A 23,285-nucleotide genomic window follows, 5' to 3' on the forward strand; every position below is an offset into this window, starting at 1 on the left:
TCTCCGCACAAGTTTGTAACTTAACCCAACCAAAAAAACCTTCAATAATGAAAGCAAGTTTATTCGTTGGCGTATGCTTCCTGCTCTTGTTTTGTGGTTGGGCAAAACATGATAAACCAATTAGAAAAGCCGACTGGCTCGTTGGTACCTGGGAGAACAAAACCACCAAGGGAAGTGTATTCGAAACCTGGACGAAGGTTTCGGACGATGAATTGCGCAGCAAAAGCTATATGCTGAAAGGGAAGGATACTGTAATGTTTGAGACCGTTCGATTGACGGAGGAGCACGATCAGTTATTTTACATCCCTACGGTACCCAATCAAAACGGCGGTTTGCCAGTACGATTTAAACTTAAAAGCCTCTCAGACAGCCAAATGATCTTCGAAAATCCCGAGCACGATTTTCCGCAGGTTATCACGTATACCAAAGTAAACCAAGATAGCCTTGTCGCCGAAATTTCGGGCATGTTAAAAGGGCAAATGAATAAGCGATCTTATCCGATGCGGAGAATTGAGTAAAGTTTTTCCCCGGCAATCAATCTATTGATTTTTAATCTCCAGTTCGTCAATAGTAAGCTTGCCGACGTGCAGGTCATCAATAGTGGCTTTTTTAACAGATAAACGGCCTATATAAAATGCGCCGATAGCAATTGCACCAACTGCAATGCAACCCAAAGCAATAGCACCTACCGTGGCGCCACCCACAGCCGTAGCACCAATGGCCGATGCACCGATTGCTTCGGCCTTTTTAATTTCTTTGTTTATAGTTTTTGCCGCTGCTAGTTTGTTCAATGCGCTGTGAAATGATTTCATGACTTGCTGTTTTTCTTAGATAACAAAGCTTGAACTAAAGAGTTGACCGTTGTGACATTTTTGAACAGACGGGATTTCTAAAAGCCTAAGCCACCCATCATTTTACTGTATCTTTGTATCCAATCCATTGGTACATGATAAAGCAAGCGCTCGAGAACTTAAAAATAGCCGCCTTAAACCCTATGCAGGAGGCAGCCATTGCCGCTGTTAAAAAAGGCGATGTAATATTGCTTTCACCAACTGGGTCTGGCAAAACGTTGGGGTTCTTGTTGCCTTTGCTTGGTGTTTTGCAGAAAGATGTATCAACCGTTCAGGCTTTAATTATGGTGCCTTCGCGTGAGCTTGCCTTACAAATTGAGCAGGTTTTTAGAACAATTGGCAGCGGCTTTAAGGTAAATTGCTGCTATGGCGGGCACGATTTAAAAATTGAGCGTAACAACCTCTCGCAACCACCAGCCGTGTTGATTGGTACGCCGGGTCGTATAGCCCACCACTTGCGCGGCGAGAGTTTTAGTACCGATGCTATCAATACCTTGATACTTGATGAGTTTGATAAAGCGCTCGAGTTTGGCTTCCAGGAAGATATGGCCTACATTATTAAGCAAATGCCGGCCATTAAGAAACGGATCCTTACTTCGGCCACGCAAATGGACGAGATCCCGTCTTTCACGGGCATTAATAAACCCATTAAGCTCGATTATTTAGGCAACGCAGCGGCAGTACCCAACCTTAAACAGAAAGCCGTAGTTGCAGACCCTGCCGATAAACTGGAAGCCCTGTTTGCGCTCATTTGCAAGGTAAGTGATAAGCCAACCCTTGTATTCTGCAACCATCGCGAGGCGGTTGATCGTATCAGCGATCTGTTGTATGATATGGGCCTTCCGCATGATATTTTCCACGGAGGCATGGAGCAGGATGATCGCGAACGTGCGTTGCTAAAATTCAGGAACGGAAGCCACCGGATCTTAATTACTACCGATCTGGCTTCACGCGGGTTGGACATACCCGAGATTGAACACGTGATCCATTATCAATTACCACACAACAAAGAAGCTTTTACCCATCGTAACGGCCGAACGGCACGGATGCATGCAACAGGTACTTCATACCTGATGTTAGCTCCCGACGAAAAGCCGGCCTATCTGAAAGGAGTGCCCGAAATGGAAGATCTTTCTGCCGAACCGGTACTGCCTAAGCCATCGCCCTGGGCAACGGTATATATTGCAGCGGGTAAAAAAGATAAAATAAACAAGGTGGATATTGTAGGCCTGTTGCTTAAAAAAGGCGAACTGGCTAAGGAAGATCTAGGCCTGATAGAGGTGTTGGACCATTCTTCGTACGCGGCTGTAAAACGTAATCGCATCGAACGCGTTGTGCAGTTAGTGAAGAACGAAAAAATTAAGGGTAAGAAAATTAAAATAGATATTTCCCGCTAATAAAAATATAGAACCATGAGCAATAACGATATCATGAAGAAGCTCCGGGTGGCTTTAAAATTTACCGACGATGATATTATTAAAGTTTTGCAGCTGGCCGACTTTAAGGTATCCAAAACGGAGATCAGCGCCATATTCCGCAACGAAGATCATCCAAATTTTAAGCCCTGCGGCGACCAGATACTCCGTAACTTTTTAAACGGATTGATCATTTTTAAGCGTGGTCCACGCCCGCCAAAAGCGCAGTAATAATTAAAGAGCATGAGCAAAGAAGTTCAATTGCAATCCGTATTAACGTGCCCGGTGTGTAGGCATCAAAAAGAAGAAACTATGCCAACCGACGCTTGTCAATACTTTTATGAGTGCGAAAACTGTAAAACGAACTTGAAACCACTTACAGGCGATTGCTGCGTATTTTGCAGTTATGGAACAGTAAAATGCCCTCCAATACAACAAGGTACGTCTTGTTGCGGCAGTTAAAGCTGCAATCCTAAATTGAAACAGGTAAAATATGGAACATAAAGCTATATCACTCCGCCCGTTTATAGGGGCACAGGATTTTGAAATATCGCGCAGTTTCTACCGCGATCTGGGTTTCGAAGAGCATGTGCTCGAGCATAATTTTTCCGTTTTTAAAACCGGATCCCTGGCGTTTTACCTGCAGGATGCTTACGTGAAAGACTGGATAGATAATACCATGCTGTTTCTGGAGGTAGATGATGTGGAACGCTATTACGCCGAGCTGTTGGCGCTGGATCTTCCGTCCAAATATAAAAATGTTAGGTTAACTCCCATTAAAGTATACGATTGGGGCCGCGAATGCTTTCTACATGATCCATCGGGTATCTTATGGCATTTCGGCGAGTTTTTTAAATAGGGAAGGGTAAACGGTTTTTTTCTAGATTAGATCATTTTAAATAAAATAAACTTTCAATAAGTTTTGAAAGTTTAAAAAGATATCTATATTTGTGTATGGAATTGGCGGAAGCAAAACTGAAATTTATTGAGGCCTGGGGAAAGCTTGGGAGCGAGTGGGGGATAAACCGCACCATGGCCCAGGTGCATGCTTTGCTGCTTGTAACACCGGGTGAGCTGACTACCGAAGAAATTATGGCTGAGTTAAGCATTTCCCGAGGCAATGCCAACATGACCCTTCGCGACCTGATTAGCTGGGGGCTGGTAGAAAAAAAACACCGTGCCGGCGAACGCAAGGAATATTTTTATGCCGATAAAGACACTTGGAACATTGCCCGCCAGGTTGCTAAAGAACGCCGCAAGCGTGAGCTCGACCCTGTTCTTAAAGTGCTTGACGAACTAACCAAAGTAAAGGGCGATAATAAAGATCCCGAATATAAAACCTTTAACAAATCGGTTACGGATATTAATAAGCTGGCCAAAAATGTCGACAAAACGTTGGAGACCATGTTCAAAGCCGAGGAAAGTTGGTTTTGGGGCTCAATTTTAAAAGTCTTTAAATAGGCTTTTTTATTTAAATATATATTTCAAAAATTACTGAAAGTTTAAATAGTATAAACAGATGGCTACTTTAAAAAATTACCTCATTTTATTTGATGCCGAATGCCCGATGTGTAACCTCTATACCAAAGCATTTGTGCAAAGCGGGTTGTTAGATGCTGAGGGTAGGGCTGCTTACCAAGAGGTAAACCCCGAGATTTGCCCAATGGTGGATAGGCAGCGTGCAGTAAATGAAATTGCCCTAATAAACCAGCAAACGGGCGAGGTAAGCTATGGTATCAGCAGTTTATTTACGGTTATAGGCGCCGCCATGCCTGTGTTTAAACCGTTGTTCGCTTTCGGTCCTTTTGTTTGGTTAATGAGTAAGGTTTATGCTTTTATATCTTATAACCGCAGGGTCATTATCCCGGCAACTGGCGATGAAAAATTTCAATACCAACCTACTTTTAAATTGCATTATCGTATAGCTTACTTACTATTTACATGGGTGGTTACTGCTTTCATACTTACACGTTATGCACGTTTGTTAGGTAATGTGGTACCGGTTGGGGGCAACTACCGTGAATATTTGATCTGCGGCGGGCAAATTTTTTTTCAGGCAATAGTTATTGGGTTTGTTGCTAAAGGTAAGTTATGGAGTTACCTGGGTAACATGATGACTATCTCTTTTGCGGGCGCTTTGTTGCTCTTGCCAATGTGTTTAATAGGGGCTTGGCTGGGAGCTCATCCAATTTTATATACACTGTATTTTATGGTAATAGCCGGGTTGATGTTCCTCGAGCACATTCGTCGCAGCAAGCTTTTGCACCTGGGTTGGGCACTTACCATTAGCTGGGTATTTTATCGCAGCCTGGTTCTGGTAGCTATTCTACTTTAATTTTCAAAATTATGCATTACAAAAAAATTGTGCTGGCTGGTGGTAATGGTTACCTCGGCCGGGTATTGGCTGCGTACTATGCGCCCCTGGCAAATGAAGTAATTGTACTGGCGCGAAAACCCGAAGTTGCACGGGGCAAAATTAAAACTGTTGTATGGGATGGCATGCATCAGGGCGACTGGGTACATGCCCTGGAAGATGCCGAAATGTTGATTAATCTTTGCGGTAAAAATGTGAACTGTCGTTACACGCCTGCCAATCGCAAGGAAATTATAAACTCAAGGGTTGTACCTACGGCGCTTTTAGGCGAAGTGATTAACAAGCTTACAACCCCACCGCAGCTTTGGATCAACATTACATCTGCCACCATTTACCGCCATGCCGAAGACCGCGCGCAAGATGAAGATACCGGCGAAATAGGCTACGGCTTCTCTATTGATGTATGCAGAAAGTGGGAAGCTGCGTTTTTTGAAACAGATACTCCGGCAACCCGAAAAATAGCTTTAAGGATGGGCATAGTTTTAGGCCGCACAGATGGCGTTTTTCCTCGACTGCTGAATCTTGTGAAACTTGGCATGGGCGGCAAACAAGGAGATGGGCAACAATATGTATCATGGATACATGAGCAGGATGTTGCCAATTGCACCGAATGGCTATTTGAGCACCCGGAAATACAAGGTGTTGTTAATTGCACTGCACCCGTAGCAATTAAAAATACGGATCTGATGCGTGCCATTCGCCGTGCCTACGGCATTCCGGTTGGTCTTACAACGCCCGCTTGGCTGCTCGCTATTGGCGCTCGAGTAATTAGAACGGAAACAGAACTGATCTTGAAAAGCCGTTGGGTTGCACCTAAGCGATTGCTCGATAGTGGTTATCATTTCCGATTCGCACAGGCAGAGCATGCCATTAAAGATATTCTCAGCATCCGCATTTGAAAAAATCGTTACATCAAATAATTATAAGATATTTAACCCTCAACCTAATCATGAAACAAATTTTCACCCCCCTGATTAAAGGCTACCTCTTCTCTAATTTATTCGCCTTTGCTTTAATGGGCATCACTAAGTTATTTATACCGTCTAGTGATAGCGTATTGATTTTTTCCGAATTTGTGATCATTCCCTTTTTAATGGGTATCATCAGCACCTGGTTTTGGCGTAAACGCGAATTACGCAGCCGTCGCCTAATGTGGTACTCGTGTATTAACGTTTTTATCGCCATCGGATTAAGTGCATTGTTTTTGAAAGAGGGAAGTATTTGCCTCCTTATTGTATCGCCATTGCTATGGACTTTTATTACCGCCGGAGCATTTGCCGGACAAAAAATGTTCGAGCGTAGTAACAATACACTTAATATAAGCGTGGTGGCTTTATTGTTGCTCATTTTTGTGGCCGACTCTCTTTCACAACACAATTACGAGAACGAAGTATCAGACCAAATGGTTATTAACGCGCCTGTGAGTGAAGTATGGCAGCACGTAGTTGCGTTTAAACGCATTAAGAAGGAAAATAAATACTGGCTTTTCAAAATAGGGATGCCAAGCCCGGTAGAGTCGACAGTTGATGGCTATCATCTGGGTGCCAAACGCAAGTGCATTTTTAGTAATGGCTACACCTTCGATGAAAAGATAGTAACCTACAATGTTAACCAAAACCTCACCTTCGATGTAACCCATCAACCTCGAGACCCGGAAATTATGGGCCATATTGATATTCTGCGCGGCCAGTTTTTGCTGAAAGACAACGGCGATAACACCACTACGCTTATCGGTAATAGCTGGTATAGGTTGTATGTATTTCCGGTTTGGTATTACGATATCTGGGCGCAAAGCATTACCCGGAATGTACACCTGCGCGTAATGGAACATATTAAAGAACTGAGCGAGAATAAATAGACATGTTTAGCTTCGTGATCCGTTATTTTGGTTTTCTGAAATTTGTACCCGGCCTGGCCCTGGTGTTCGACAATTGGTTGAAGATTCATACGCTGTTAACCAGACCCGATCTGTTGGATTGGTTGGACGCTATCGAAACAGAGGCTGATAAGTGGGAAAATGTTACCATTAGCACCCACAAATACGGCGGCACGCAATTTAACTACGGCGGCAAAGAGATAGGCCATATCCACAGCAACGGCTTATTGGATATGTTGCTGAGCCGCAGTATTAAACAGCAACTGATGCAGCAGGGTAGGATCCAAGATCATCACTCGTTTAAAAATACCGGGTGGATCAGTTTCTATATCCACACTAAACGCGACGCAGGTTACGCTTTGCACCTTTTACAAATAGGGCACGAAAGGCTAAGCAAAGGTAGCGTCAGCAACATTTGCCTGCCTGAAGCATATTAATAACTTTGTACGTATGCCATCGCTTCAAAATATTAAAGTAGCTGTAGACGCCGTTGTATTTGGCTATACCTCAAAAGACGGATTATCTATATTGTTGATTGATCGGGATTAGTTCATCGATTACCGCAGTTGATAGCTGATGAGCAAACCACTACCGAGCACCTAGGTTTATTTAATCATATCATCAACAAATACCTCAACAAATAATACCATGAAACGCGAAAACCTGATACTGTTGGCCGATGCTTATAAATATGCACACCACAAGTTTTACTATCCCGGTACTACGCAGATTTATAGTTACCTCGAAAGTCGTGGTGGTATGTTTGATGAAACCATATTTTTTGGTCTGCAATATTTTTTGAAAGAATACCTCGAAGGCCCGGCTTTTACGCAGGTTGATATTGATGAAGCCGATGATTTTCTGAAACAGGTGTTTGGCCGCGATGATGTGTTTGATCGGTCTAAATTTCAATACATATTGGATAAATACAACGGCCATTTACCCGTAAAAATTAAAGCCGTAGCCGAGGGTACAGCAGTGCCAACCAGTAATGTGCTGATGACCATCGAGAATACCGACCCCGAGTGCTATTGGCTAACCAACTTTTTAGAAACCCTTTTAATGCAGGTGTGGTACCCATGCACCGTAGCTACTTTAAGCAAGGAGATAAAAAAAGTAGTTACCCAATATTACCACGAAACGGCAACAGATGGCGCCGAAGCGGGTATTGATTTTGTGCTGAACGATTTTGGCTTTCGCGGGGTGAGTAGCGTGGAGAGTGCCAAAATTGGTGGCGCGGCGCACCTTCTAAATTTTAAGGGAAGTGATAACCTGGCCGGCTCTGGCATGGCCATCAAGTATTACAATGCGCAAAAGGTTTATGGCTTAAGTATCCCGGCTACTGAGCACAGCATTTGTACCTTGCTTGGTCGCGAAGGCGAGTTGGAAGTATTTAAGCATGTGCTCAGGACTTTCCCAACCGGCACTATTGCTTGCGTGTCTGACAGCTACAATATTTTCCGCGCATGTAACGAGTACTGGGGCGAGGAGTTAAGGGACGAAATATTGAACCGCGACGGTACGCTGGTGATTCGTCCCGATAGCGGCGACCCTATCCGCACGCTGCTCGAGATCTTTGAGATATTGTTCAACAAATTTGGCTTTGCAGAAAATGCCAAAGGCTATAAAGTATTGCCACCACAAATTAGAGTAATACAAGGCGATGGGGTAAATTATGATGCCATAAAGCAAATTTATCAGGCACTAAAAGCCAACAGTATTAGTGCCGAAAACCTGGTGCTGGGAATGGGTGGTGCATTACTGCAAAAGGTTGATCGCGATACACAAAAGTTTGCGCTTAAATGCAGCGCCGCTGTAATTGATGGCGCAGCCGTTGCGGTTGAGAAAAGCCCGACTGAAATGGATGCCAATGGTATTATTACCCCAAGTTTTAAAAAGAGCAAAGCAGGCAGGTTGAAATTGGTGAAAACAGCCGAGGGTTTTAAAACAGTTACCCAAAACGAATTGCCCGAGCTAAAAGATGAGCTTAAAATAGTATTTGAGAATGGTACACTGATAAATCCTGTTACTTTTGAGACGGTAATTGCTAACGCCCGATAATACAATGAAAAAGATCTTATTCCACACCAAAGCCTATAAATACCTGGCCGAAAAAATATTGGCCGAAAGTGATTTTGAGAAAGGCGAACTGGAGCTTAATTATTTTACGGATGGCGAGCGTTACCAGCGGATTCTTACACCTATTGAAGGCCGGGATGTTATCATTATAGGCGGCACCGTTTCCGATGAAGCAACGATGGAACTCTTTGACCTGGCTTGCTCGCTGGCCAGCTATGGTGCCAATTCGCTGGCTTTAATTGTACCTTACTTTGGCTATTCTACCATGGAACGCGCCGTGTTGCCCCGCGAAATTGTGACCGCTAAGACCCGGGCACGTTTGCTTTCGGCCATACCAAAATGTAACCGTGGCAATAAAATATTTTTGTTCGATCTGCATTCAGAAGGTATCCAATACTATTTCGAAAACGAAATGTACCCGGTGCATATTTACTGTAAAGACATTGTGTTGAAGGCTGCACGCGAGTATGGCGGCAGCGACTTTGTAATGGCCAGCACCGATGCAGGCAGGGCTAAATGGGTAGAATCATTAGCTAATGACCTTGGCGTAAACGCTGCCTTTATCCTTAAAAGGCGCCTCAAAGGCGACCATACCGAGGTAAGCGCCATCAATGCCGATGTAGAAGGAAAAACGGTGATTATTTATGATGATATGATCCGCTCGGGAGGAAGTATTATCAACGCCGCTCAAACTTATAAAAATGCCGGAGCAACGGATATTGTGGTGATTACCACTCACGGGCTGTTTGTAAATGACGGTGTACAAAAACTCAAAAATTGCGGCCTCATTAGCAAACTCATCTGCACGGATTCGCACCCCAATACGCAGTGTTTTAATGATGAGTTTATAGAGGTACGGAGTTTAGCTAGTTTGATAGGAGAGGTGTTGTAACTATCTATAAGATAAATTATTAATCATCCTCATCGCCAGGTCTTCAATATCATCTTTGCGTGCAATTTGCGTAAGCCAGCTTTTGGGAATATTTTGATAACCGTATAATAAGCCGGCCAGACCTCCTGTAACGGCGGCTGTCGTATCGGTATCGCCACCTAAATTTACTGCCTTTAGTATTGCATCTTTATAATTATCGGTAGTAAGTAGGCACCAGATGCTCGCCTCTAAAGTATGGAGTACATAGCCGCTGCTTCTTATTTTTTCTTCCGGTATCAGCTCTATTCTATCAATCAATAATCTATCAAATAAAGTTTTTTCGGTGTTAATGCCCAATGATTGTAAATGATCGGCTATGACTTTTTGAAGGTTATTATAAATTTCGAACTTATCGCTACCATTGAGTAAACCTAATGCAAACTCTAAATAGTAGAAGCAGGCGATAGCCGATCGCACGTGCCCGTGTGTAATGGATGATACTTGTTTAGTAATCTGATACCTTTCGGCAATGGGTTTGTTGAAGATGTGCAGCACTAAAGGAAGTATCCGCATGAGTGAACCATTACCATTACTTTCCTCTCCGAAATCACCTGCCAAATCTGGCTGAACGCCTTTTAATAATCTATCGATGGCGTGTTGAGTCGTTATACCTACATCAAAAACCTCATTTCGCGCCGTCCAGTAATTGTTATACCGCCAGTTAATAAATTTTTGTGCGATATCCTTTAAGTTGAAGCCCGATGCAATGCTTTCGGCAAGGCAAAAGGTTAACGAGGTGTCGTCTGAAAATGTACCTGGCGGCATACCGTAGGTGCCGTAGCCTACCATATCAATTGCCGGCATTTTTTTTATTTCTTCACGGCTTTTAAATTCGAAGGGTACTCCAACAGCATCGCCTATGGCAACACCAAACAAAATAGATTTGCAGATATCTAGTGAAGGGTAGAGTTCGGGCATTTATTAGGCTTTTAAACTTAAATAGCTGGCCGGCACATGGTCTGTTAGCCACACACCGTTTTCTGAAATAAAGAAAGTATAGCCGTCTCGATGCATAGCCATCGTATCAACAGTTAAAACAACAGGCTTGCCGTGGCGTTGGCCTACTTTAACAGCTGTTTCTAAATCGCTGCTGAGGTGTACGTGTTGGCGGTTGCGTTTGTCCAGGCCGCTATTTAAAATGGCATCTACACTTTGGCTCCCAGTGCCATGATATAGTATAACAGGTGGTATTTGCGGCGAATAACCTAACTCAATTGAAACAGAATGCCCTTGACTGGCGCGTATACGTGTGTGGTCTTCGTTAAATGCGAAGCGTTTCTTGGCATTACTTTCTACTATGTGGTTCAATGCATCGTAGGTTATTGGGGTGCCGTGGTTGGTTAACTTGTTAAGTAGCTCGTCTACCGCAACCCAACCTTGTTCGTCCAGCGTTATACCAATAGCCTCTGGTTGGTGACGTAACACCAGACTCAAAAATTTACTGATCTGCGTATTCTCTTTTTCGGTTATCATAACGGCTAAATTTAAATTAAAAATTCAACCTATAACGGGGCAGTAACCGAACATTTTCAAGAAGGTGATTTAAGCTTTGCATCCAAGATAGGTTGGCGTGTAGAACGGCATAATTCGATTGTTAAATAAAGAAATTTCTTTATTTAACAATCGAATCCCATTCCCGTATTCTGATAAGATTACAGGTAATAAAAAGCTTTCCTACATGGATTCGAACCACGACCGTCAGAGCCAGAATCTGATGTGCTACCGTTACACCATAGGAAAATAAAATGAGGTCGGTACAAGATTCGAACTTGCGAATAATTCTTTTGCAGAGAACTCCCTTAAACCACTCGGGTAACCGACCTTTTGTTTGTGGAAATAACAGGACTTGAACCTGTAACCGGCACCGTATAAGGGTGTTGCTCTAACCGTTGAGCTACATTTCCAATTAATAAAACAGTAGGGTAACCCGGACTCGAACCGGGAGCCTCCACATCCCAAATGTGGTAATCTGACCAATTGATATACTACCCTGAAAACAAAAAATCCCCTTAGGTTATCTAAGAGGATTTGAAGTATTTTATCTATATTTTTTTCAATACATACCCATCACCTCTGATAACTCAGTTGCGGTATTGGACATTGTATTGTTGTTCTGTTCATGGCACAATGATACGTAAAATTTATAAAATAAAGAAATTTCTGAAAAAAATTATTGAATGCTGAAAGTGATCGGTGGCAACACCGACCACAGGCTGGAACAGAGGGTCATGCTGAGGTACTCGAAGCATGTGTGATGGACATACCTACTTTGCATTAACAATAGCAGGGCATAAAAAACCTACTCAAATGCTTCGAGTGCCTCAGCATGACCACTTACCAGTATTGGAATGGCGACCCACTTCTATTTATCAGCTTCCAAATCCTTTTTGTAAGGCTTCTGATACTCGTACAATACATGGATAATCTTTTCGGCTTTCTTAACCTCAAAAAGATGGATGAGCCAAATGCCAAAACGCAGGAAGCCTTTGCTTTTAATGAGGCTTTCCCCTAATTCGAAGATCGACTGGTCGCGTTGTTGGATATATTGGTTGTAATTTTCTTTTGGTTGTAAAGCCAGTTCTTCGGCAAAACACCACGAGCCATCTCTCGCATTGCCCATGCTAAATTGGATCAGCATCGATTCCGATCCCCTGCCACTGAAGCCCAGGAGGGATAAAAAGGGCGATAAAGTATTTAACTGACTGATGACGCCGTAGGTAAGCGAAGATAGAATGAGGTTGATATTATTATAGTCCGTCCGGAAGCTGTCGAGGTCGCCGTTAGAAATTTCATAGGTTGCAATACCCAGATCGAGGTTGATGTGGGCATTCATGCCTAATAGCAGTTGTTGAAGTATCAGAAACGAACCCTTCTTTGTTGCTTCAAAGGCAACCTTCCAACTATTAGTAATCGGTTGGCCCTGCTGCCATTGTTCCAATGCATAAAAATACCTGTTGGCAAAGTGAACATCCAGCTTGCAAATGTTTACTCCATCGCCAAACTGTCCGCTTGCTGCGCCTTCCTTTACTTTAACCGTCACCTTGTAATACAGCGCAGCAAAAAATCCCGCACGGTCATTTGTTTTGATCGAATTTTCGATAATGACCTTCAACTTATCGATTACCTCATCAATAGTGGTTGCTAATTGTGGTGCGGTGGCCATATTGGGCTGATTATGGTATGGGAAACTGTAGGTAATTGGTTGTTAATCAAATATAACGATTAAGGTAGTTTGGGGAGTAAAAATTCTGATCGCTATTTTTTAGTTAAATATTATTTAATATGTTGTAATTCAGTCGAATAGTAAGTAATTTGTACTTACACAATTTCAATCTAAATTCTATGTCGCTCCCAATTAAAGAAACCATAGGCTTTGCCGGCCTGCAACTCAATTTTTTGTTAGATGGTGAAGATACCAATGGTAACCTGGTACAATTTGAGCTGGTAGTTCCGCCGGGGTCTAAAGTACCTGCACCTCATTTTCATGTAGAGGTTGACGAAACATGCTATGTACTGGAAGGAACCGTAACGCAATTAGTAGGTACCGAAACAATGGAACTACACGCAGGCGACTATCTTTTTATAAAAAGAGGTACCGTACACGGCTTCAATAACCTCCACGATAAAACCGCGCGCGCGCTTTGTACACTTTCCCCTGCATCTATTGGTCCTGCCTACTTTCGCGAAATTGCCGAAGTGATAAGCGCGGGAGGTCCGCCCGATATGCAAAAAGTTTTGGCGATTATGAGAGCATACGGATTGGAGCCGGTGAAACCTGCATGATGTAAAATTTAACCATGCTCAGTTTATATCTATAACGTTCGAAGTCAGAAGACTTCGAACGTTATAGCCCGTAGTCTCCGACTACATTTTTTTACTATTATTTGATTAATCGATAGTCAGAGACTATTCGCATAATAGATCGAAGTCGGAGACTTCGATCAGCTAGCGGGAGATTGGCTGTCCGTCCGTTTCCCCGCCCCGTACAAGCTGATACAATGCGGACAGTACTATCCCGCCGGTTTAAGCGTCCTCGCTTAAACCTATTCTTGATACGAGCGTGGACGCTCGCCTAGGATACAATTCAAGCATGGACGCTTGAATTTGCGATTCCAGCCCAAAATTCGTGTTATCACCAACCTTTACCACATTACCTAACCCACATTCCCCCTTTTAATTCCCCCGCCATACCGATATATTTGCGAGTATAGCTTATGGAAAATGCGGTGCTGTTAAAGGCCATTATCGAAAACGCCATTGATGGTATTATCACTATCGACGATAGGGGGCGGGTGGAGTCTATCAACCCTTCGGCCTGCAAGCTGTTTGGTTATGCGCCAGCGGAGGTTATCGGAAACAACATCTCCATGTTAATGCCCGCTCCCGACCGCCAGCACCACGACGAGTACATTAGCCGTTACCAGCACACAGGCGAGGCGCACATTATTGGCATTGGCCGCGAGGTGCAGGGGCTGCGAAAAGATGGTTCGGTGTTTCCATTCAGGCTGGGGGTGAGCGAAGTGCAGTACTCGGGCCACAAGATCTATACCGGCTTTATACACGATTTGAGCCGCGAAAAGGAAGCGGAGAACAAACTCAAAGAACACGCCGCCCACCTGGAAGAACTGGTAGAAGAGCGCACGCAATCGCTCAAAAACTCGGTAGATGCGTTGCAACAAGCTAAGGAAGAACTGAGCCAGTCCTTAGAAAAGGAAAAGGAGCTTGGGCAACTGAAAAGCCGCTTTGTATCTATGGCCTCGCACGAGTTTCGCACGCCTTTGAGCGCTATCCAACTTTCGAGTGTATTGATCGGCAAGTACGCCGAAGATTTTCATAACCCCAACATCACTAAACATATCGGTAGGATTAAGAGTTCGGTGGGTAACCTTACGGGTATCCTCAACGATTTCCTTTCCATCGAACGCCTGGAGGCTGGTAAAACTGAAGCGCAGCTTAACGAATTTGACGTGGTAGAATTTGCCCGCGAGATTACTGAAGAAATGCAAATTACAGCCAAGCAAAATCAGCGCATTATTTATGCACACGCGGGTACTGCCAGTGTAGTTAAGCTCGATCAATCGCTGTTAAAGAATTGCATTATAAACCTTATTGGCAACGCCATTAAATATTCGGGTGAAGACACGGCTATTGAATTTACTACTGCTATTAACCACAAAACCCTTACCGTGGCGGTAAAAGATAATGGTATTGGCATCCCCGAGGCAGATCAGAAGCATTTGTTCGAAGCATTTTTCCGCGCACATAACACAGGCAATATCCCCGGTACAGGCTTGGGGCTTAATATTGTAACCCGCTACGCAGGTTTAATGCAAGGCACCATACAATTCGAAAGCAAGGTTAACCAGGGCACATCGTTCATCCTCACATTTCCCACCAACGTATGAATAAGCTGATACTGATTATTGAGGATAACAACGATATTCGTGAAGGTACAGCCGAAATATTAGAGCTAACCGGCTACCGCGTGCTTCAGGCCGACAACGGCAAAGCCGGGGTGGAGATGGCCCTGCACCACAAACCTGATTTAATTTTGTGCGACATTATGATGCCCGAGCTGGACGGCTACGGCGTGTTGTATATGCTTTCTAAAAATCCCGAAACAGATTCGATCCCCTTTATTTTCCTTACCGCCAAAGCCGAGCGGGTGGATTTCAGGAAGGGCATGGAAATGGGTGCCGACGATTATCTCACCAAACCATTTGATGATGTGGAGCTGCTGAATGCTATAGAAAGCCGTTTCAGCAAACAGCAAAAGCAAGAGGCTTACTATAGCAAGGCATTACAAAATATAGAAAGCCTTGTTGCCGGGGCAGCTAATGGCAAAGCCGAACTACAGGCGTTAATTGCCGGAAGAAAAATACGTCAGATCAAGAAAAAACAGGTTTTATATTACGACGGCGATACCCCGCAAGGCATTTACCTGGTACTAAGCGGTGGCATAAAAACCATTAAACTGGCCGAAGATGGCCGCGAGCTGACAACCGGCCTCTACCAAACCGACGATTACCTGGGTGTGAATGCTATCTTACTCGATGAGCCATTTGCCGAAACCGCCGAAGCCCTTGAAGACGCCACCGTTTGCCTGTTACCCAGGGATGCCGTGATCGAATTGTTGAACCGCTACCCCGATATTGGTCAGCAGTTTTTAAAAGTGCTTTCTAATAATCTTAAAAATCGAGAAGAGCAGTTGATAGAGATGGCCTACAATTCGGTGCGTAAGCGATTGGCGGGCGTTTTGGTGAGATTGAGTAAGCAGGTAGCAGATCCATTCCAATTTAAAATATCGCGCGACGAACTGGCTACCATGGCAGGTATGGCTACCGAAACCGTGAGCCGCACGCTGACTGATTTTAAGGAAGAAGGGCTAATAGAAAAGAAAGGCTCTACCATCAGCATATTGAACCCGGATAAGCTGGCTAAGATGAAAAACTGATCAATATCACTTTCTGGCATGATCTTGTGCACGGCGCAGCCAGTGCTGTAAAAGTAGTTTTGTGGCTTCACACAAACTCCTTAACAACATGAAAGTGGTAGCCTATAGCATAAAAACCTACGAAAAACAGTTTCTGGCCATGGCCAATAAATGCAAGCACGAAATTATGCTGATATCAAAAGCATTGAGTGCCGAAACCGTCCTTTTCGCCGAAGGAAAGGACGCGGTACTGGTTTTCACCACCGATGATGTTTCGGCAGAAGTGATAGATCAGCTGGCAGCATTGGGTGTGCGTTACATAGCAACCCGCTCTACTGCAACCCACCACTTAGATAAAGATGCCGCTGGCCGCAGGGGTATTAAATTGGCTAACGTACCTGCGGCTTCGCCGCTTGTTATTGCCGACCATACCACCATACCTCACCACCTGTTAACCAGCGATGCCCTGCAACAGATTGCCAACCAAACCATCAAAAACCTCGATCTGTGGCAGCAAAATAAATGCGTCGGCAAAGCTTGCGTTTGTGCTAAAGGGTGTAACAAGATATAGTCAACAGTCAATAGTCATAAGTATTACTGTAATTAAATACGGAATAAAAGTGTCCTGCTGTCCGTCCGTTTCCCTTCCCGTACACCTCGTTACACTGCGGGCAGCGAAATAAAAAAGCGACCCTCGCGGTCGCTTTACTAACTGTAGACTAACTATATAGAAATGTTGTTTTTATTTCACCTTTACCACTGCTGGCGGCGTCCAGCTATCATTTAACACGCTTTCATCGGGCCAGTAACATCTTACGTATAGCGAGAATTGCTCTTTTGGTGCGGGTAGCCAATTGCTCATTTTAGAAGCCTCGGGCGGGGTGCTTTGCACATATAGGGTAAGCGAACCATCGGCATTGGTTTGCAGGTTTTTGTTTTTTGTACCAAGCGAATACCGGTTCAGCTGATTAGGTTCGAAAAAGTGTTTGGTGTTATATAACGTAAGCGACCAAAAGCCTTTAACAGGTGGTGTTTGCCCCTTGGCAAAGGTTACGGTGTATTTATTATTGCCGTTTAAGCGCACTGCTGACGAATCGAGATCCTGGTAAAAGTATTTAGTCTCGTTTGGCTTGTTTACAAATATATTGGCTTTGGCACAGGCCAGCCTGGTTAAATAATCGTATCCGAACTGGGCTCCGTTACGTTGGGTACTCCAATGGTATTTAACCGGATAACCTACGTTTATAAACTGAAATAGCGGTGTAACATAGTTTTGCTCTGCCTCTATTGCCGCACTAGTTGCAATCTCTTTGTATTTGGGGTTTTTAGCCATTGCATTTAACAGGGCATGCATCTGCGCATAAAAGGCTTCTTCGCCGCGTAGGGGAGGTACTTCGGTTAAAATATCCGGTAACTGATCAAAAAACTTTTCGGGTACTACCCATTTGGTTTCGGGTTTGCTGGCAGCATCTTTATCCGGCGGGGTAGATGGCAGTTTCTTCCAATCGGTAACTTTCATTTTGCCATCAAATTTGCTTAGCTCGTAAACACCAATCTGGTTTATCAGTGGTTGAATAGCTTGTTTATCTGCCGGATCATCCGTTTGAAAAACCCTTGGGATCACTATACCATATCGGGTAGCGCATCTGAAAACCTTAATAATGCCGTCAGGAACTTTTCCGTTCCAGTTTTTGCCTGCCAGCAAATAGAAGCCCGGTTTTGTTCCATACATTTTCCCTAGACTGGCAAAACCGTCGGTACGTTGGTCGCATACCTGGTATACCCAAAAGCGGTCGCCAAAATCGGGTATCTGCACTACAATGGCATCTTTAGTAAAGTCCAGCGGCGACATGCCATACACCACATCCTGATTAGGGCAGGCAACCGCCCTTTCCTGCGGCTGTACATAATCGTTAAGCATACAGGTTTGGTTTACCGGGGCAGTTGGCAACACACCTTCGGCATATACGGGGTAGGGTACTTTTTTAAACAAGTCCAGCCGGTTGTGGATATTGGCCATGGGCCATCCCCAGGCATAAATGCTGGTAGCCAGGTTTTTTACATAAGCATCTGTAAGTGTGGTGTTGGGTGCCGGAGGTGGCGGCAAACTATCGCGCACGGTAACCGTAGTGCTGCTATCTTTCACAACAGTGGTTGAATCCACCGTAGTTTGGTCGCCTTTCTTTTGCCCGCAGGATGCAAGTAGCAGGAGTGAGGCGATTGTTATTAATGATGTTTTCATTTTGTTGACTATGATATGGTTATTGTGTTTTTTCAATATTCCCCATCTTCCAGCTCTTATCGAAGTACGCTGTGGTTGGGCCATAAAAACGCATGTAAGTAAACCAATGCTTGCCGGGGATGGTCTGCACCCAGTTTTTCTCCTTGCCGGCAGGTGCCGTTGGGCCGAAATACAGATCATAAGAACCATCACTGTTTTTGATCAAGTCCTTACGGGATGACAGATCGGCGTTTTGTTGTTTGTTGTCGATTAAACAACGGGTGGCGGCATCATATACCGTAATAGACCAAAAGTTTACCGCAGGCGGGTTTGCCGAAACATGCAGCGTATAATTGTTGCCACCTGCCAGCCAGTTACCATCTTTATCTTCATAAGCGCCTAGGTAAGCCTGGCCCAGGTTAGGCGTTTTGGAGATCATGGCATTTGAGAAAGTTACCGCCTCGAAGAAATAAGCGCTTCTTTCAAAATACTCATCATAATTATCACCTCGCTGAGATGAATTGCTCATTACAATCACGTAATCCCATTTTCTATCGGGCCAGTGATAGTTATTCGGGAATCGTTTATCAAAAGAGTTTGCCATTGCTATCTGTTTTCCACGGGTTGCAGCGGCTATTAGTACACTTTTTTGTTTAGCTGTGGGGTTAAAAGGTTTGCCCTTTTCTATCCCCAGGTTTTTTAACCAGGCCATAAAAAATCTGTCTCGCTCTTGTACAGGCTCTTCCTGTATAATGGCGTTTAGGCGCTCCCAGTAAGCCAAGCCATCGGGCTGCACTGCCAGGTACTTTTTACCGGCCGGGCTTACCACTTTAGTAGGTGTTGGATTTGTACGTTTGGCATAAGGATATATCTTTACGGCATTTAGCAAGGCCTGCGCTTTTGCAGGGTCTGGGTCGAGTGAGCGAAAACCGAAGAAAATATTCATCATGCTCGAATTAATAACGTAGTAGCCGGGTGCTTTAAAGCCCTGCTGTCCCGGAGGGAGAATAATATATTTACCACCCTTTCCTTTATCAGGTCCCAGTTCGCCGATAATGGAAGTTTCACGCTGCCAAAAATCGCTTGTACCGCCGGCGGTACGCCCTGCTGGCATTTCAATTACGGTGGGGCCATTTTTAGCCAGATCTATAAACGTCATAATATATGGCGTTGTAGCGTTAGCAGTTAAAATGCCCAGCCTATCCTGGTACGAATTATAGAAAACCAAGTCGTTGCTGGTTGCGCCGAAAACATCGTAGTGAATACGCTGCCACTCGGCAAAAGCCACAATAGGCAAGCCCCACAAATAGCATTGGGTAGCCTGCTGATAGTCCATCTCATTAAATAAAGTAGGTACTGATGCTTTTGACGGGAGCTCAGCATCCATACTTATTTTAACCGGATCGGCATTTGAAGTTGCTGATGTATCCGTTGTTGCAGTGGTAACTGTGTCGGAAGTGGTTATCGACGCGTTATCAGTTTTCTTTTGCCCGCACGACGCAAGGACGATCATGGGAATGAGGATGGCGATTTTTTTCATACCGGAGGTTTTATGAAATCAAAAGTAACGAGGTGCGTACTGTAGGAGCTTATAAGCCGTATGGTAAAGGGTTGCAAGTTTAAATGTGAAACAAAAAAGGCCTCCCGCTAAGGAGGCCTTGGTATACTTCAATAAACTCAATCTTAATCTCTGTTCAGCGCTCGTGCGGCTTCTTTTTGCAGGTCGCTGTACTCTTGTTTGCCTACCGAAACGCCTACGCCCTGTATGGTGCCTCCTTTAAAGGTGCCTGGGGTTGAGTATTCGTGGCTTACGGCGTCGCCACTGTCATAGCCTACGCACAGGCCGTCTCCTGCCAGGGTAAACTTGCCTGGTTGTGTACGCATTGGTCCGGAAGCAACCACATTGCCATCTATATACAGTTTGGTGGTGCCAATCTGTTCGCCGTGTTCGCCGGTTTTTTCGCGCACAAACTCCATCCCAAAGGTATGTTTACCCGGTTTTATGCTCACGTTAGATACAAACTTCTGCTCTGGCGGTATACCGAGGAAGTTGTATACATAGTACAGTTTATTGTTTTTGATAAACAAACTATGCCCCCCAAAGCGCGAACCATGCGCAAAAATAACACCCGATGCGGAGCCTTTGTCTATATCCACATTGGCCAGTATTTTAAAGTTTCGGCCACGGGTATTTACGGCTACACCTTCGGGCACAGGCGACGTGCCTGGGTAATAGATATAGGTATCACGCGGTTTTTCCTCGCTAGGGCGTGCTATGCCCAATACTTCAACCGCAGTACGGTCATCCAGTGGTAAAACAAGGTTTTTATCTGCCTGGTCATTCCAATCGGCAATTAATTGCTTTAACTTATCTGGGTTATCTTTGGCAACGTCATGGGCTTCAGAGCGATCCACATCGGTATGGTAGAGTTCCCATTTATCCTGGTCGAAATGCCCTTTGCCGGTTAATGGCGCGTGTAATGAAACGGCTTTCCATCCATCTTCCCAAATAGCTCGGGTACCCAGCATGGCATAATATTGAACATGTTTTTTAGTAGGTGCATCCGGAGCAGAAGCGAAAGTGTATCGCATAGAGACCCCAGATAACGGATATTGACGTACACCTTTAAATACCGATGGCATTTTAACATTACAGATATCCAGTATAGTAGGTACAATGTCGGTAGAATGGTGATACTGGTTCCGCAATTCGCCACGGGCTTTAATGCCTTTAAGCCAGGTAATAACCAGCGGGTCGCAGGTACCGCCTGCATATTCGCTGTATCTTTTAAACATTTTAAAAGGGGTTGAGAATGCAGCTGCCCATCCGGTCGGGTAGTGCTCGTAAGTATCCGGGCTACCTAGTTTGCCTATTAGTTTCATGTTTTCAGACAGCTCATCAGGATAGCCATTGAAGAACTTGTTTTCGTTTACCGAGCCGGTTGGCGAACCTTCGCCCGATGCGCCATTATCTGCAGCATACATTATAACCGTGTTTTCGAACTGACCGCTTTGTTTTAGATAGGCAATAAGGCGACCAACCTGTGCATCTGTGTATTCAGAGAAGCCGGCGTATACCTCCGCAAGTTTCGAAAACAGTTGTTTCTCTTCGGGTTTAAGGCTGTCCCATGGTTTTACATAGTCACCCGGATTTGCAATGTTTGGAGGCAACGGGTTAAATGGAGTATTAGCAGTTCCTTTTGGAACTATGCCTTTGGCTACCATACGGTCCAATACCCATTTACGGTAGGCATCATATCCTGCGTCAAACTTCCCTTTGTATTTGGCTATGTATTCGGCTGGGGCCTGGTGCGGTGCATGGTTGGCACCAGGGCAAAACCACATGTACCATGGCTTTGAAGGGTTGGTAGCCTTTTGGTCTTTAAGAAAACCTATGGCATGGTCTGTAAGGTCTTTAGATAGGTGGTAACCTTGCGCAGGAGTATACGGAGGGTCAACAAAATGTTGATCTTCTACTAAGTCGGGATACCATTGGTTGGTTTCGCCACCGAGGAAGCCGTAATAGCGGTCGAAACCCAATTGGGTTGGCCATTGCTTGCGGCTTGCTCCAGAGGCTACGTCTTGTTCAGGCACGTTGTGGTCTTTACCTACCCAAAATGTCGACCAGCCGTTTGCCTGCAATACCTGGCCAACTGTGGCGCACTGCTCGGGTATACGGCCGTGTGCGCCCGGAAAACCATCAGCAGCCTCTGTAATAGCCGCGTTACCGGTAAGGTGATGGTTACGGCCTGTTAACAGGGTAGAACGGGTTGGCGAACAAAGTGATGTGGTATGCCATTGGGTATAGGTTAAGCCGCTGTCGGCCAGCATTTGCAGGGTTGGCATGTTAATACCCCCGCCAAATGGCGACCATGCTGCGAGCCCTGTATCATCATATAAAATAAAAAGTACGTTAGGCGAACCTTCCGGAGCGCGTTTAGGTGTATATGCATCCCAGTCGGATTTAGAATCGCGTACATCGAGCTTGATGTCGCCTTTAAAATTTTCTTTTCTCACTTCCCTTGGGTCGGCCCAGGCAGAATCGCCCGAGGCTGTTTCTGTTCCGGTGGAATCGCTCCCCGATGATCCATTTTTCCCGCTCTTGCAGGAAGAAAAGCCAGCGACCAGAAGTAGTGCAAATGGCACAACTTTTAGGAATGGTTTAATTGCAATTGTTTTCATGTGATACGTATCAAATTGGTAAGAGTGTATTTTGATGTTGTTGGTGATTGCAGAACCGGTAGTTTTCGGGGAAATCAAAATTAATAGCGGTTTGTCTGAAAAGATTAATATCCAACAGTTTAAAGGGTTGCAGTTTTTAATGTGGAACAAAACTGTTCATCAGTTCACATAAGCCACAAGCGGGGCGCTTGCGGTAGCGAGGAAAGCACGTTAAGACAACCTCTCGTCCACCCCGTCATGCTGAACTTGTTTCAGCACCCCACATGCTACGTGTGCGCGTACATCAGTTTTCCATTAGGAATGGTAGTGCTAATATGAATTTTCAGTGGATGTACTTCTTTCTTTCCGCAAGAAAGAAGTACCAAGAGACTTAGCGCAGCGATCTCATGAACACCCCAAAAACAAACACAACGTGAATAAACTCGTGGCTGCTTTATTTTCTCTTAAAGTTTCTGCTGTGGCTAGGGTGGTGCTACCCGAAAATCAAGAGGCCACAATAGTTAGGGTATTTAGGGTTCGGTGGTGGCAATTTTCATAACCACAACGATACCACTCGTCATGCTGAACTTGTTTCAGCACCCCACATGCCAAGTATATGCGCGTGGCCGTTTTCCATTAGGAAAGGGAGTGGGTAATATGAACCGTCAGTGGATGTACTTCTTTCTTTCCGCAAGAAAGAAGTAACAAGAGACTTAGCGTAGCGATCTCATGAACACTACAAAAACAAACACAACGTGAATAAACTCTTGGCTGTTTTATTTTCTTTGGAAGTCAGTGCGTGGGCAGGGATAGTGCTACCCGAAAATCAAGAGGCCACAATGGTTGGGGTATGGAGGGTTCTGTGGGGCATTTTCATAACCACAACGATACCACTCGTCATGCTGAACTTGTTTCAGCACCCCACATGCTAAGTATGCGCGTAC

Annotated in this window: 23 protein-coding genes and 3 tRNA genes; 16 read left to right on the plus strand and 10 right to left on the minus strand. The window is 44.6% G+C overall.

What is annotated here, in order from left to right:
• The first annotated feature begins 47 nt into the window (after positions 1 to 47).
• Positions 48 to 518, plus strand: a complete 471-nt coding sequence (locus GSY63_RS05625) for a DUF6265 family protein (protein WP_166584844.1) — start codon at positions 48 to 50, stop codon at positions 516 to 518.
• Between the two features lie 21 nt (positions 519 to 539).
• Here GSY63_RS05625 and GSY63_RS05630 read toward each other — a convergent pair whose 3' ends face one another.
• Entirely contained in the window at positions 540 to 812 is a 273-nt protein-coding gene (locus GSY63_RS05630; RefSeq protein WP_208094467.1) for a hypothetical protein, read from the minus strand.
• A gap of 134 nt (positions 813 to 946) precedes the next feature.
• Here GSY63_RS05630 and GSY63_RS05635 point away from each other — a divergent pair, with 134 nt between their 5' ends.
• The 11 genes from GSY63_RS05635 (at position 947) to GSY63_RS05690 (ending at position 9,487) form a co-directional block, all read left to right on the plus strand.
• Complete coding sequence (locus GSY63_RS05635) at positions 947 to 2,248, plus strand: DEAD/DEAH box helicase (RefSeq protein ID WP_166584845.1); 1,302 nt, start codon at positions 947 to 949, stop codon at positions 2,246 to 2,248.
• A 15-nt stretch (positions 2,249 to 2,263) separates the two neighbouring features.
• Entirely contained in the window at positions 2,264 to 2,497 is a 234-nt protein-coding gene (locus GSY63_RS05640) for a DUF1456 family protein (protein ID WP_166584846.1), read from the plus strand.
• 12 nt (positions 2,498 to 2,509) lie between these two features.
• On the plus strand, positions 2,510 to 2,728 hold the full coding sequence (locus GSY63_RS25050; RefSeq protein WP_166584847.1) for a GDCCVxC domain-containing (seleno)protein: 219 nt from the start codon (positions 2,510 to 2,512) through the stop codon (positions 2,726 to 2,728).
• A gap of 31 nt (positions 2,729 to 2,759) precedes the next feature.
• Complete coding sequence (locus tag GSY63_RS05650) at positions 2,760 to 3,125, plus strand: VOC family protein (protein ID WP_166584848.1); 366 nt, start codon at positions 2,760 to 2,762, stop codon at positions 3,123 to 3,125.
• Between the two features lie 95 nt (positions 3,126 to 3,220).
• Positions 3,221 to 3,727, plus strand: coding sequence for a GbsR/MarR family transcriptional regulator (locus tag GSY63_RS05655; protein WP_166584849.1), 507 nt, complete (start codon positions 3,221 to 3,223; stop codon positions 3,725 to 3,727).
• A 58-nt stretch (positions 3,728 to 3,785) separates the two neighbouring features.
• A complete protein-coding gene (locus GSY63_RS05660) occupies positions 3,786 to 4,601 on the plus strand; it encodes a thiol-disulfide oxidoreductase DCC family protein (protein WP_166584850.1) in 816 nt (271 codons plus the stop codon).
• 11 nt (positions 4,602 to 4,612) lie between these two features.
• Positions 4,613 to 5,539, plus strand: a complete 927-nt coding sequence (locus tag GSY63_RS05665) for a TIGR01777 family oxidoreductase (protein WP_166584851.1) — start codon at positions 4,613 to 4,615, stop codon at positions 5,537 to 5,539.
• 50 nt (positions 5,540 to 5,589) lie between these two features.
• Complete coding sequence (locus GSY63_RS05670; RefSeq protein WP_166584852.1) at positions 5,590 to 6,498, plus strand: SRPBCC family protein; 909 nt, start codon at positions 5,590 to 5,592, stop codon at positions 6,496 to 6,498.
• 2 nt (positions 6,499 to 6,500) lie between these two features.
• Complete coding sequence (locus GSY63_RS05675) at positions 6,501 to 6,953, plus strand: luciferase domain-containing protein (RefSeq protein WP_243749159.1); 453 nt, start codon at positions 6,501 to 6,503, stop codon at positions 6,951 to 6,953.
• Between the two features lie 211 nt (positions 6,954 to 7,164).
• The gene (locus GSY63_RS05685; RefSeq protein WP_166584853.1) at positions 7,165 to 8,577 is read left to right on the plus strand and encodes a nicotinate phosphoribosyltransferase; all 1,413 of its coding nucleotides are present in this window, start codon (positions 7,165 to 7,167) and stop codon (positions 8,575 to 8,577) included.
• A gap of 4 nt (positions 8,578 to 8,581) precedes the next feature.
• A complete protein-coding gene (locus tag GSY63_RS05690; protein ID WP_166584854.1) occupies positions 8,582 to 9,487 on the plus strand; it encodes a ribose-phosphate diphosphokinase in 906 nt (301 codons plus the stop codon).
• Here GSY63_RS05690 and GSY63_RS05695 read toward each other — a convergent pair whose 3' ends face one another.
• The 6 genes from GSY63_RS05695 to GSY63_RS05720 all read right to left on the minus strand — a co-directional run bounded on the left by GSY63_RS05695 (position 9,488) and on the right by GSY63_RS05720 (position 12,689).
• A complete protein-coding gene (locus GSY63_RS05695; protein ID WP_166584855.1) occupies positions 9,488 to 10,444 on the minus strand; it encodes an ADP-ribosylglycohydrolase family protein in 957 nt (318 codons plus the stop codon).
• Between the two features lie 3 nt (positions 10,445 to 10,447).
• Positions 10,448 to 10,999, minus strand: coding sequence for an RNA 2'-phosphotransferase (locus tag GSY63_RS05700; protein ID WP_166584856.1), 552 nt, complete (start codon positions 10,997 to 10,999; stop codon positions 10,448 to 10,450).
• Positions 11,000 to 11,274: 275 nt separating this feature from the next.
• A tRNA-Cys gene (locus GSY63_RS05705) sits at positions 11,275 to 11,348 on the minus strand.
• Positions 11,349 to 11,357: 9 nt separating this feature from the next.
• Positions 11,358 to 11,430 (minus strand) — tRNA-Ile (locus tag GSY63_RS05710).
• Positions 11,431 to 11,444: 14 nt separating this feature from the next.
• Positions 11,445 to 11,518: transfer RNA gene (locus GSY63_RS05715), tRNA-Pro, on the minus strand.
• Between the two features lie 370 nt (positions 11,519 to 11,888).
• Complete coding sequence (locus GSY63_RS05720; RefSeq protein ID WP_166584857.1) at positions 11,889 to 12,689, minus strand: DUF5995 family protein; 801 nt, start codon at positions 12,687 to 12,689, stop codon at positions 11,889 to 11,891.
• A gap of 179 nt (positions 12,690 to 12,868) precedes the next feature.
• Between GSY63_RS05720 and GSY63_RS05725 the strand changes: the two genes are divergently transcribed.
• The 4 genes from GSY63_RS05725 (at position 12,869) to GSY63_RS05740 (ending at position 16,530) form a co-directional block, all read left to right on the plus strand.
• Entirely contained in the window at positions 12,869 to 13,309 is a 441-nt protein-coding gene (locus GSY63_RS05725) for a cupin domain-containing protein (RefSeq protein WP_166584858.1), read from the plus strand.
• 431 nt (positions 13,310 to 13,740) lie between these two features.
• Complete coding sequence (locus GSY63_RS05730; RefSeq protein WP_166584859.1) at positions 13,741 to 14,931, plus strand: PAS domain-containing sensor histidine kinase; 1,191 nt, start codon at positions 13,741 to 13,743, stop codon at positions 14,929 to 14,931.
• Entirely contained in the window at positions 14,928 to 15,980 is a 1,053-nt protein-coding gene (locus GSY63_RS05735; RefSeq protein ID WP_166584860.1) for a response regulator, read from the plus strand. The genes GSY63_RS05730 and GSY63_RS05735 overlap by 4 nt, the downstream gene beginning before the upstream one ends.
• An 88-nt stretch (positions 15,981 to 16,068) precedes the next feature.
• Positions 16,069 to 16,530, plus strand: a complete 462-nt coding sequence (locus tag GSY63_RS05740) for a Rossmann-fold NAD(P)-binding domain-containing protein (RefSeq protein ID WP_166584861.1) — start codon at positions 16,069 to 16,071, stop codon at positions 16,528 to 16,530.
• A 171-nt stretch (positions 16,531 to 16,701) separates the two neighbouring features.
• Here GSY63_RS05740 and GSY63_RS05745 read toward each other — a convergent pair whose 3' ends face one another.
• The 3 genes from GSY63_RS05745 to GSY63_RS05755 all read right to left on the minus strand — a co-directional run bounded on the left by GSY63_RS05745 (position 16,702) and on the right by GSY63_RS05755 (position 22,362).
• Entirely contained in the window at positions 16,702 to 18,201 is a 1,500-nt protein-coding gene (locus GSY63_RS05745) for a DUF1254 domain-containing protein (RefSeq protein WP_166584862.1), read from the minus strand.
• A gap of 19 nt (positions 18,202 to 18,220) precedes the next feature.
• On the minus strand, positions 18,221 to 19,720 hold the full coding sequence (locus tag GSY63_RS05750; protein ID WP_166584863.1) for a DUF1254 domain-containing protein: 1,500 nt from the start codon (positions 19,718 to 19,720) through the stop codon (positions 18,221 to 18,223).
• 143 nt (positions 19,721 to 19,863) lie between these two features.
• Positions 19,864 to 22,362 carry an arylsulfatase gene (locus GSY63_RS05755; protein ID WP_208094468.1) on the minus strand — a complete coding sequence of 833 codons (2,499 nt, stop codon included), beginning with the start codon at positions 22,360 to 22,362 and terminating at the stop codon, positions 19,864 to 19,866.
• Positions 22,363 to 23,285 lie beyond the last annotated feature (923 nt).

Origin of the sequence: Mucilaginibacter agri, assembly GCF_009928685.1 — a bacterium.
GTDB classification, from domain to species: Bacteria; Bacteroidota; Bacteroidia; order Sphingobacteriales; family Sphingobacteriaceae; genus Mucilaginibacter; species Mucilaginibacter agri.

What these genes read in the sequence shown, in the direction of transcription:
- GSY63_RS05625 (WP_166584844.1), top strand. Translation starts at nt 48, where the DNA reads ATGAAAGCAAGTTTATTCGTTGGCGTATGCTTCCTGCTCTTGTTTTGT.
- GSY63_RS05630 (WP_208094467.1), bottom strand. Translation starts at nt 812, where the DNA reads ATGAAATCATTTCACAGCGCATTGAACAAACTAGCAGCGGCAAAAACT.
- GSY63_RS05635 (WP_166584845.1), top strand. Translation starts at nt 947, where the DNA reads ATGATAAAGCAAGCGCTCGAGAACTTAAAAATAGCCGCCTTAAACCCT.
- GSY63_RS05640 (WP_166584846.1), top strand. Translation starts at nt 2,264, where the DNA reads ATGAGCAATAACGATATCATGAAGAAGCTCCGGGTGGCTTTAAAATTT.
- GSY63_RS25050 (WP_166584847.1), top strand. Translation starts at nt 2,510, where the DNA reads ATGAGCAAAGAAGTTCAATTGCAATCCGTATTAACGTGCCCGGTGTGT.
- GSY63_RS05650 (WP_166584848.1), top strand. Translation starts at nt 2,760, where the DNA reads ATGGAACATAAAGCTATATCACTCCGCCCGTTTATAGGGGCACAGGAT.
- GSY63_RS05655 (WP_166584849.1), top strand. Translation starts at nt 3,221, where the DNA reads ATGGAATTGGCGGAAGCAAAACTGAAATTTATTGAGGCCTGGGGAAAG.
- GSY63_RS05660 (WP_166584850.1), top strand. Translation starts at nt 3,786, where the DNA reads ATGGCTACTTTAAAAAATTACCTCATTTTATTTGATGCCGAATGCCCG.
- GSY63_RS05665 (WP_166584851.1), top strand. Translation starts at nt 4,613, where the DNA reads ATGCATTACAAAAAAATTGTGCTGGCTGGTGGTAATGGTTACCTCGGC.
- GSY63_RS05670 (WP_166584852.1), top strand. Translation starts at nt 5,590, where the DNA reads ATGAAACAAATTTTCACCCCCCTGATTAAAGGCTACCTCTTCTCTAAT.
- GSY63_RS05675 (WP_243749159.1), top strand. Translation starts at nt 6,501, where the DNA reads ATGTTTAGCTTCGTGATCCGTTATTTTGGTTTTCTGAAATTTGTACCC.
- GSY63_RS05685 (WP_166584853.1), top strand. Translation starts at nt 7,165, where the DNA reads ATGAAACGCGAAAACCTGATACTGTTGGCCGATGCTTATAAATATGCA.
- GSY63_RS05690 (WP_166584854.1), top strand. Translation starts at nt 8,582, where the DNA reads ATGAAAAAGATCTTATTCCACACCAAAGCCTATAAATACCTGGCCGAA.
- GSY63_RS05695 (WP_166584855.1), bottom strand. Translation starts at nt 10,444, where the DNA reads ATGCCCGAACTCTACCCTTCACTAGATATCTGCAAATCTATTTTGTTT.
- GSY63_RS05700 (WP_166584856.1), bottom strand. Translation starts at nt 10,999, where the DNA reads ATGATAACCGAAAAAGAGAATACGCAGATCAGTAAATTTTTGAGTCTG.
- GSY63_RS05720 (WP_166584857.1), bottom strand. Translation starts at nt 12,689, where the DNA reads ATGGCCACCGCACCACAATTAGCAACCACTATTGATGAGGTAATCGAT.
- GSY63_RS05725 (WP_166584858.1), top strand. Translation starts at nt 12,869, where the DNA reads ATGTCGCTCCCAATTAAAGAAACCATAGGCTTTGCCGGCCTGCAACTC.
- GSY63_RS05730 (WP_166584859.1), top strand. Translation starts at nt 13,741, where the DNA reads ATGGAAAATGCGGTGCTGTTAAAGGCCATTATCGAAAACGCCATTGAT.
- GSY63_RS05735 (WP_166584860.1), top strand. Translation starts at nt 14,928, where the DNA reads ATGAATAAGCTGATACTGATTATTGAGGATAACAACGATATTCGTGAA.
- GSY63_RS05740 (WP_166584861.1), top strand. Translation starts at nt 16,069, where the DNA reads ATGAAAGTGGTAGCCTATAGCATAAAAACCTACGAAAAACAGTTTCTG.
- GSY63_RS05745 (WP_166584862.1), bottom strand. Translation starts at nt 18,201, where the DNA reads ATGAAAACATCATTAATAACAATCGCCTCACTCCTGCTACTTGCATCC.
- GSY63_RS05750 (WP_166584863.1), bottom strand. Translation starts at nt 19,720, where the DNA reads ATGAAAAAAATCGCCATCCTCATTCCCATGATCGTCCTTGCGTCGTGC.
- GSY63_RS05755 (WP_208094468.1), bottom strand. Translation starts at nt 22,362, where the DNA reads ATGAAAACAATTGCAATTAAACCATTCCTAAAAGTTGTGCCATTTGCA.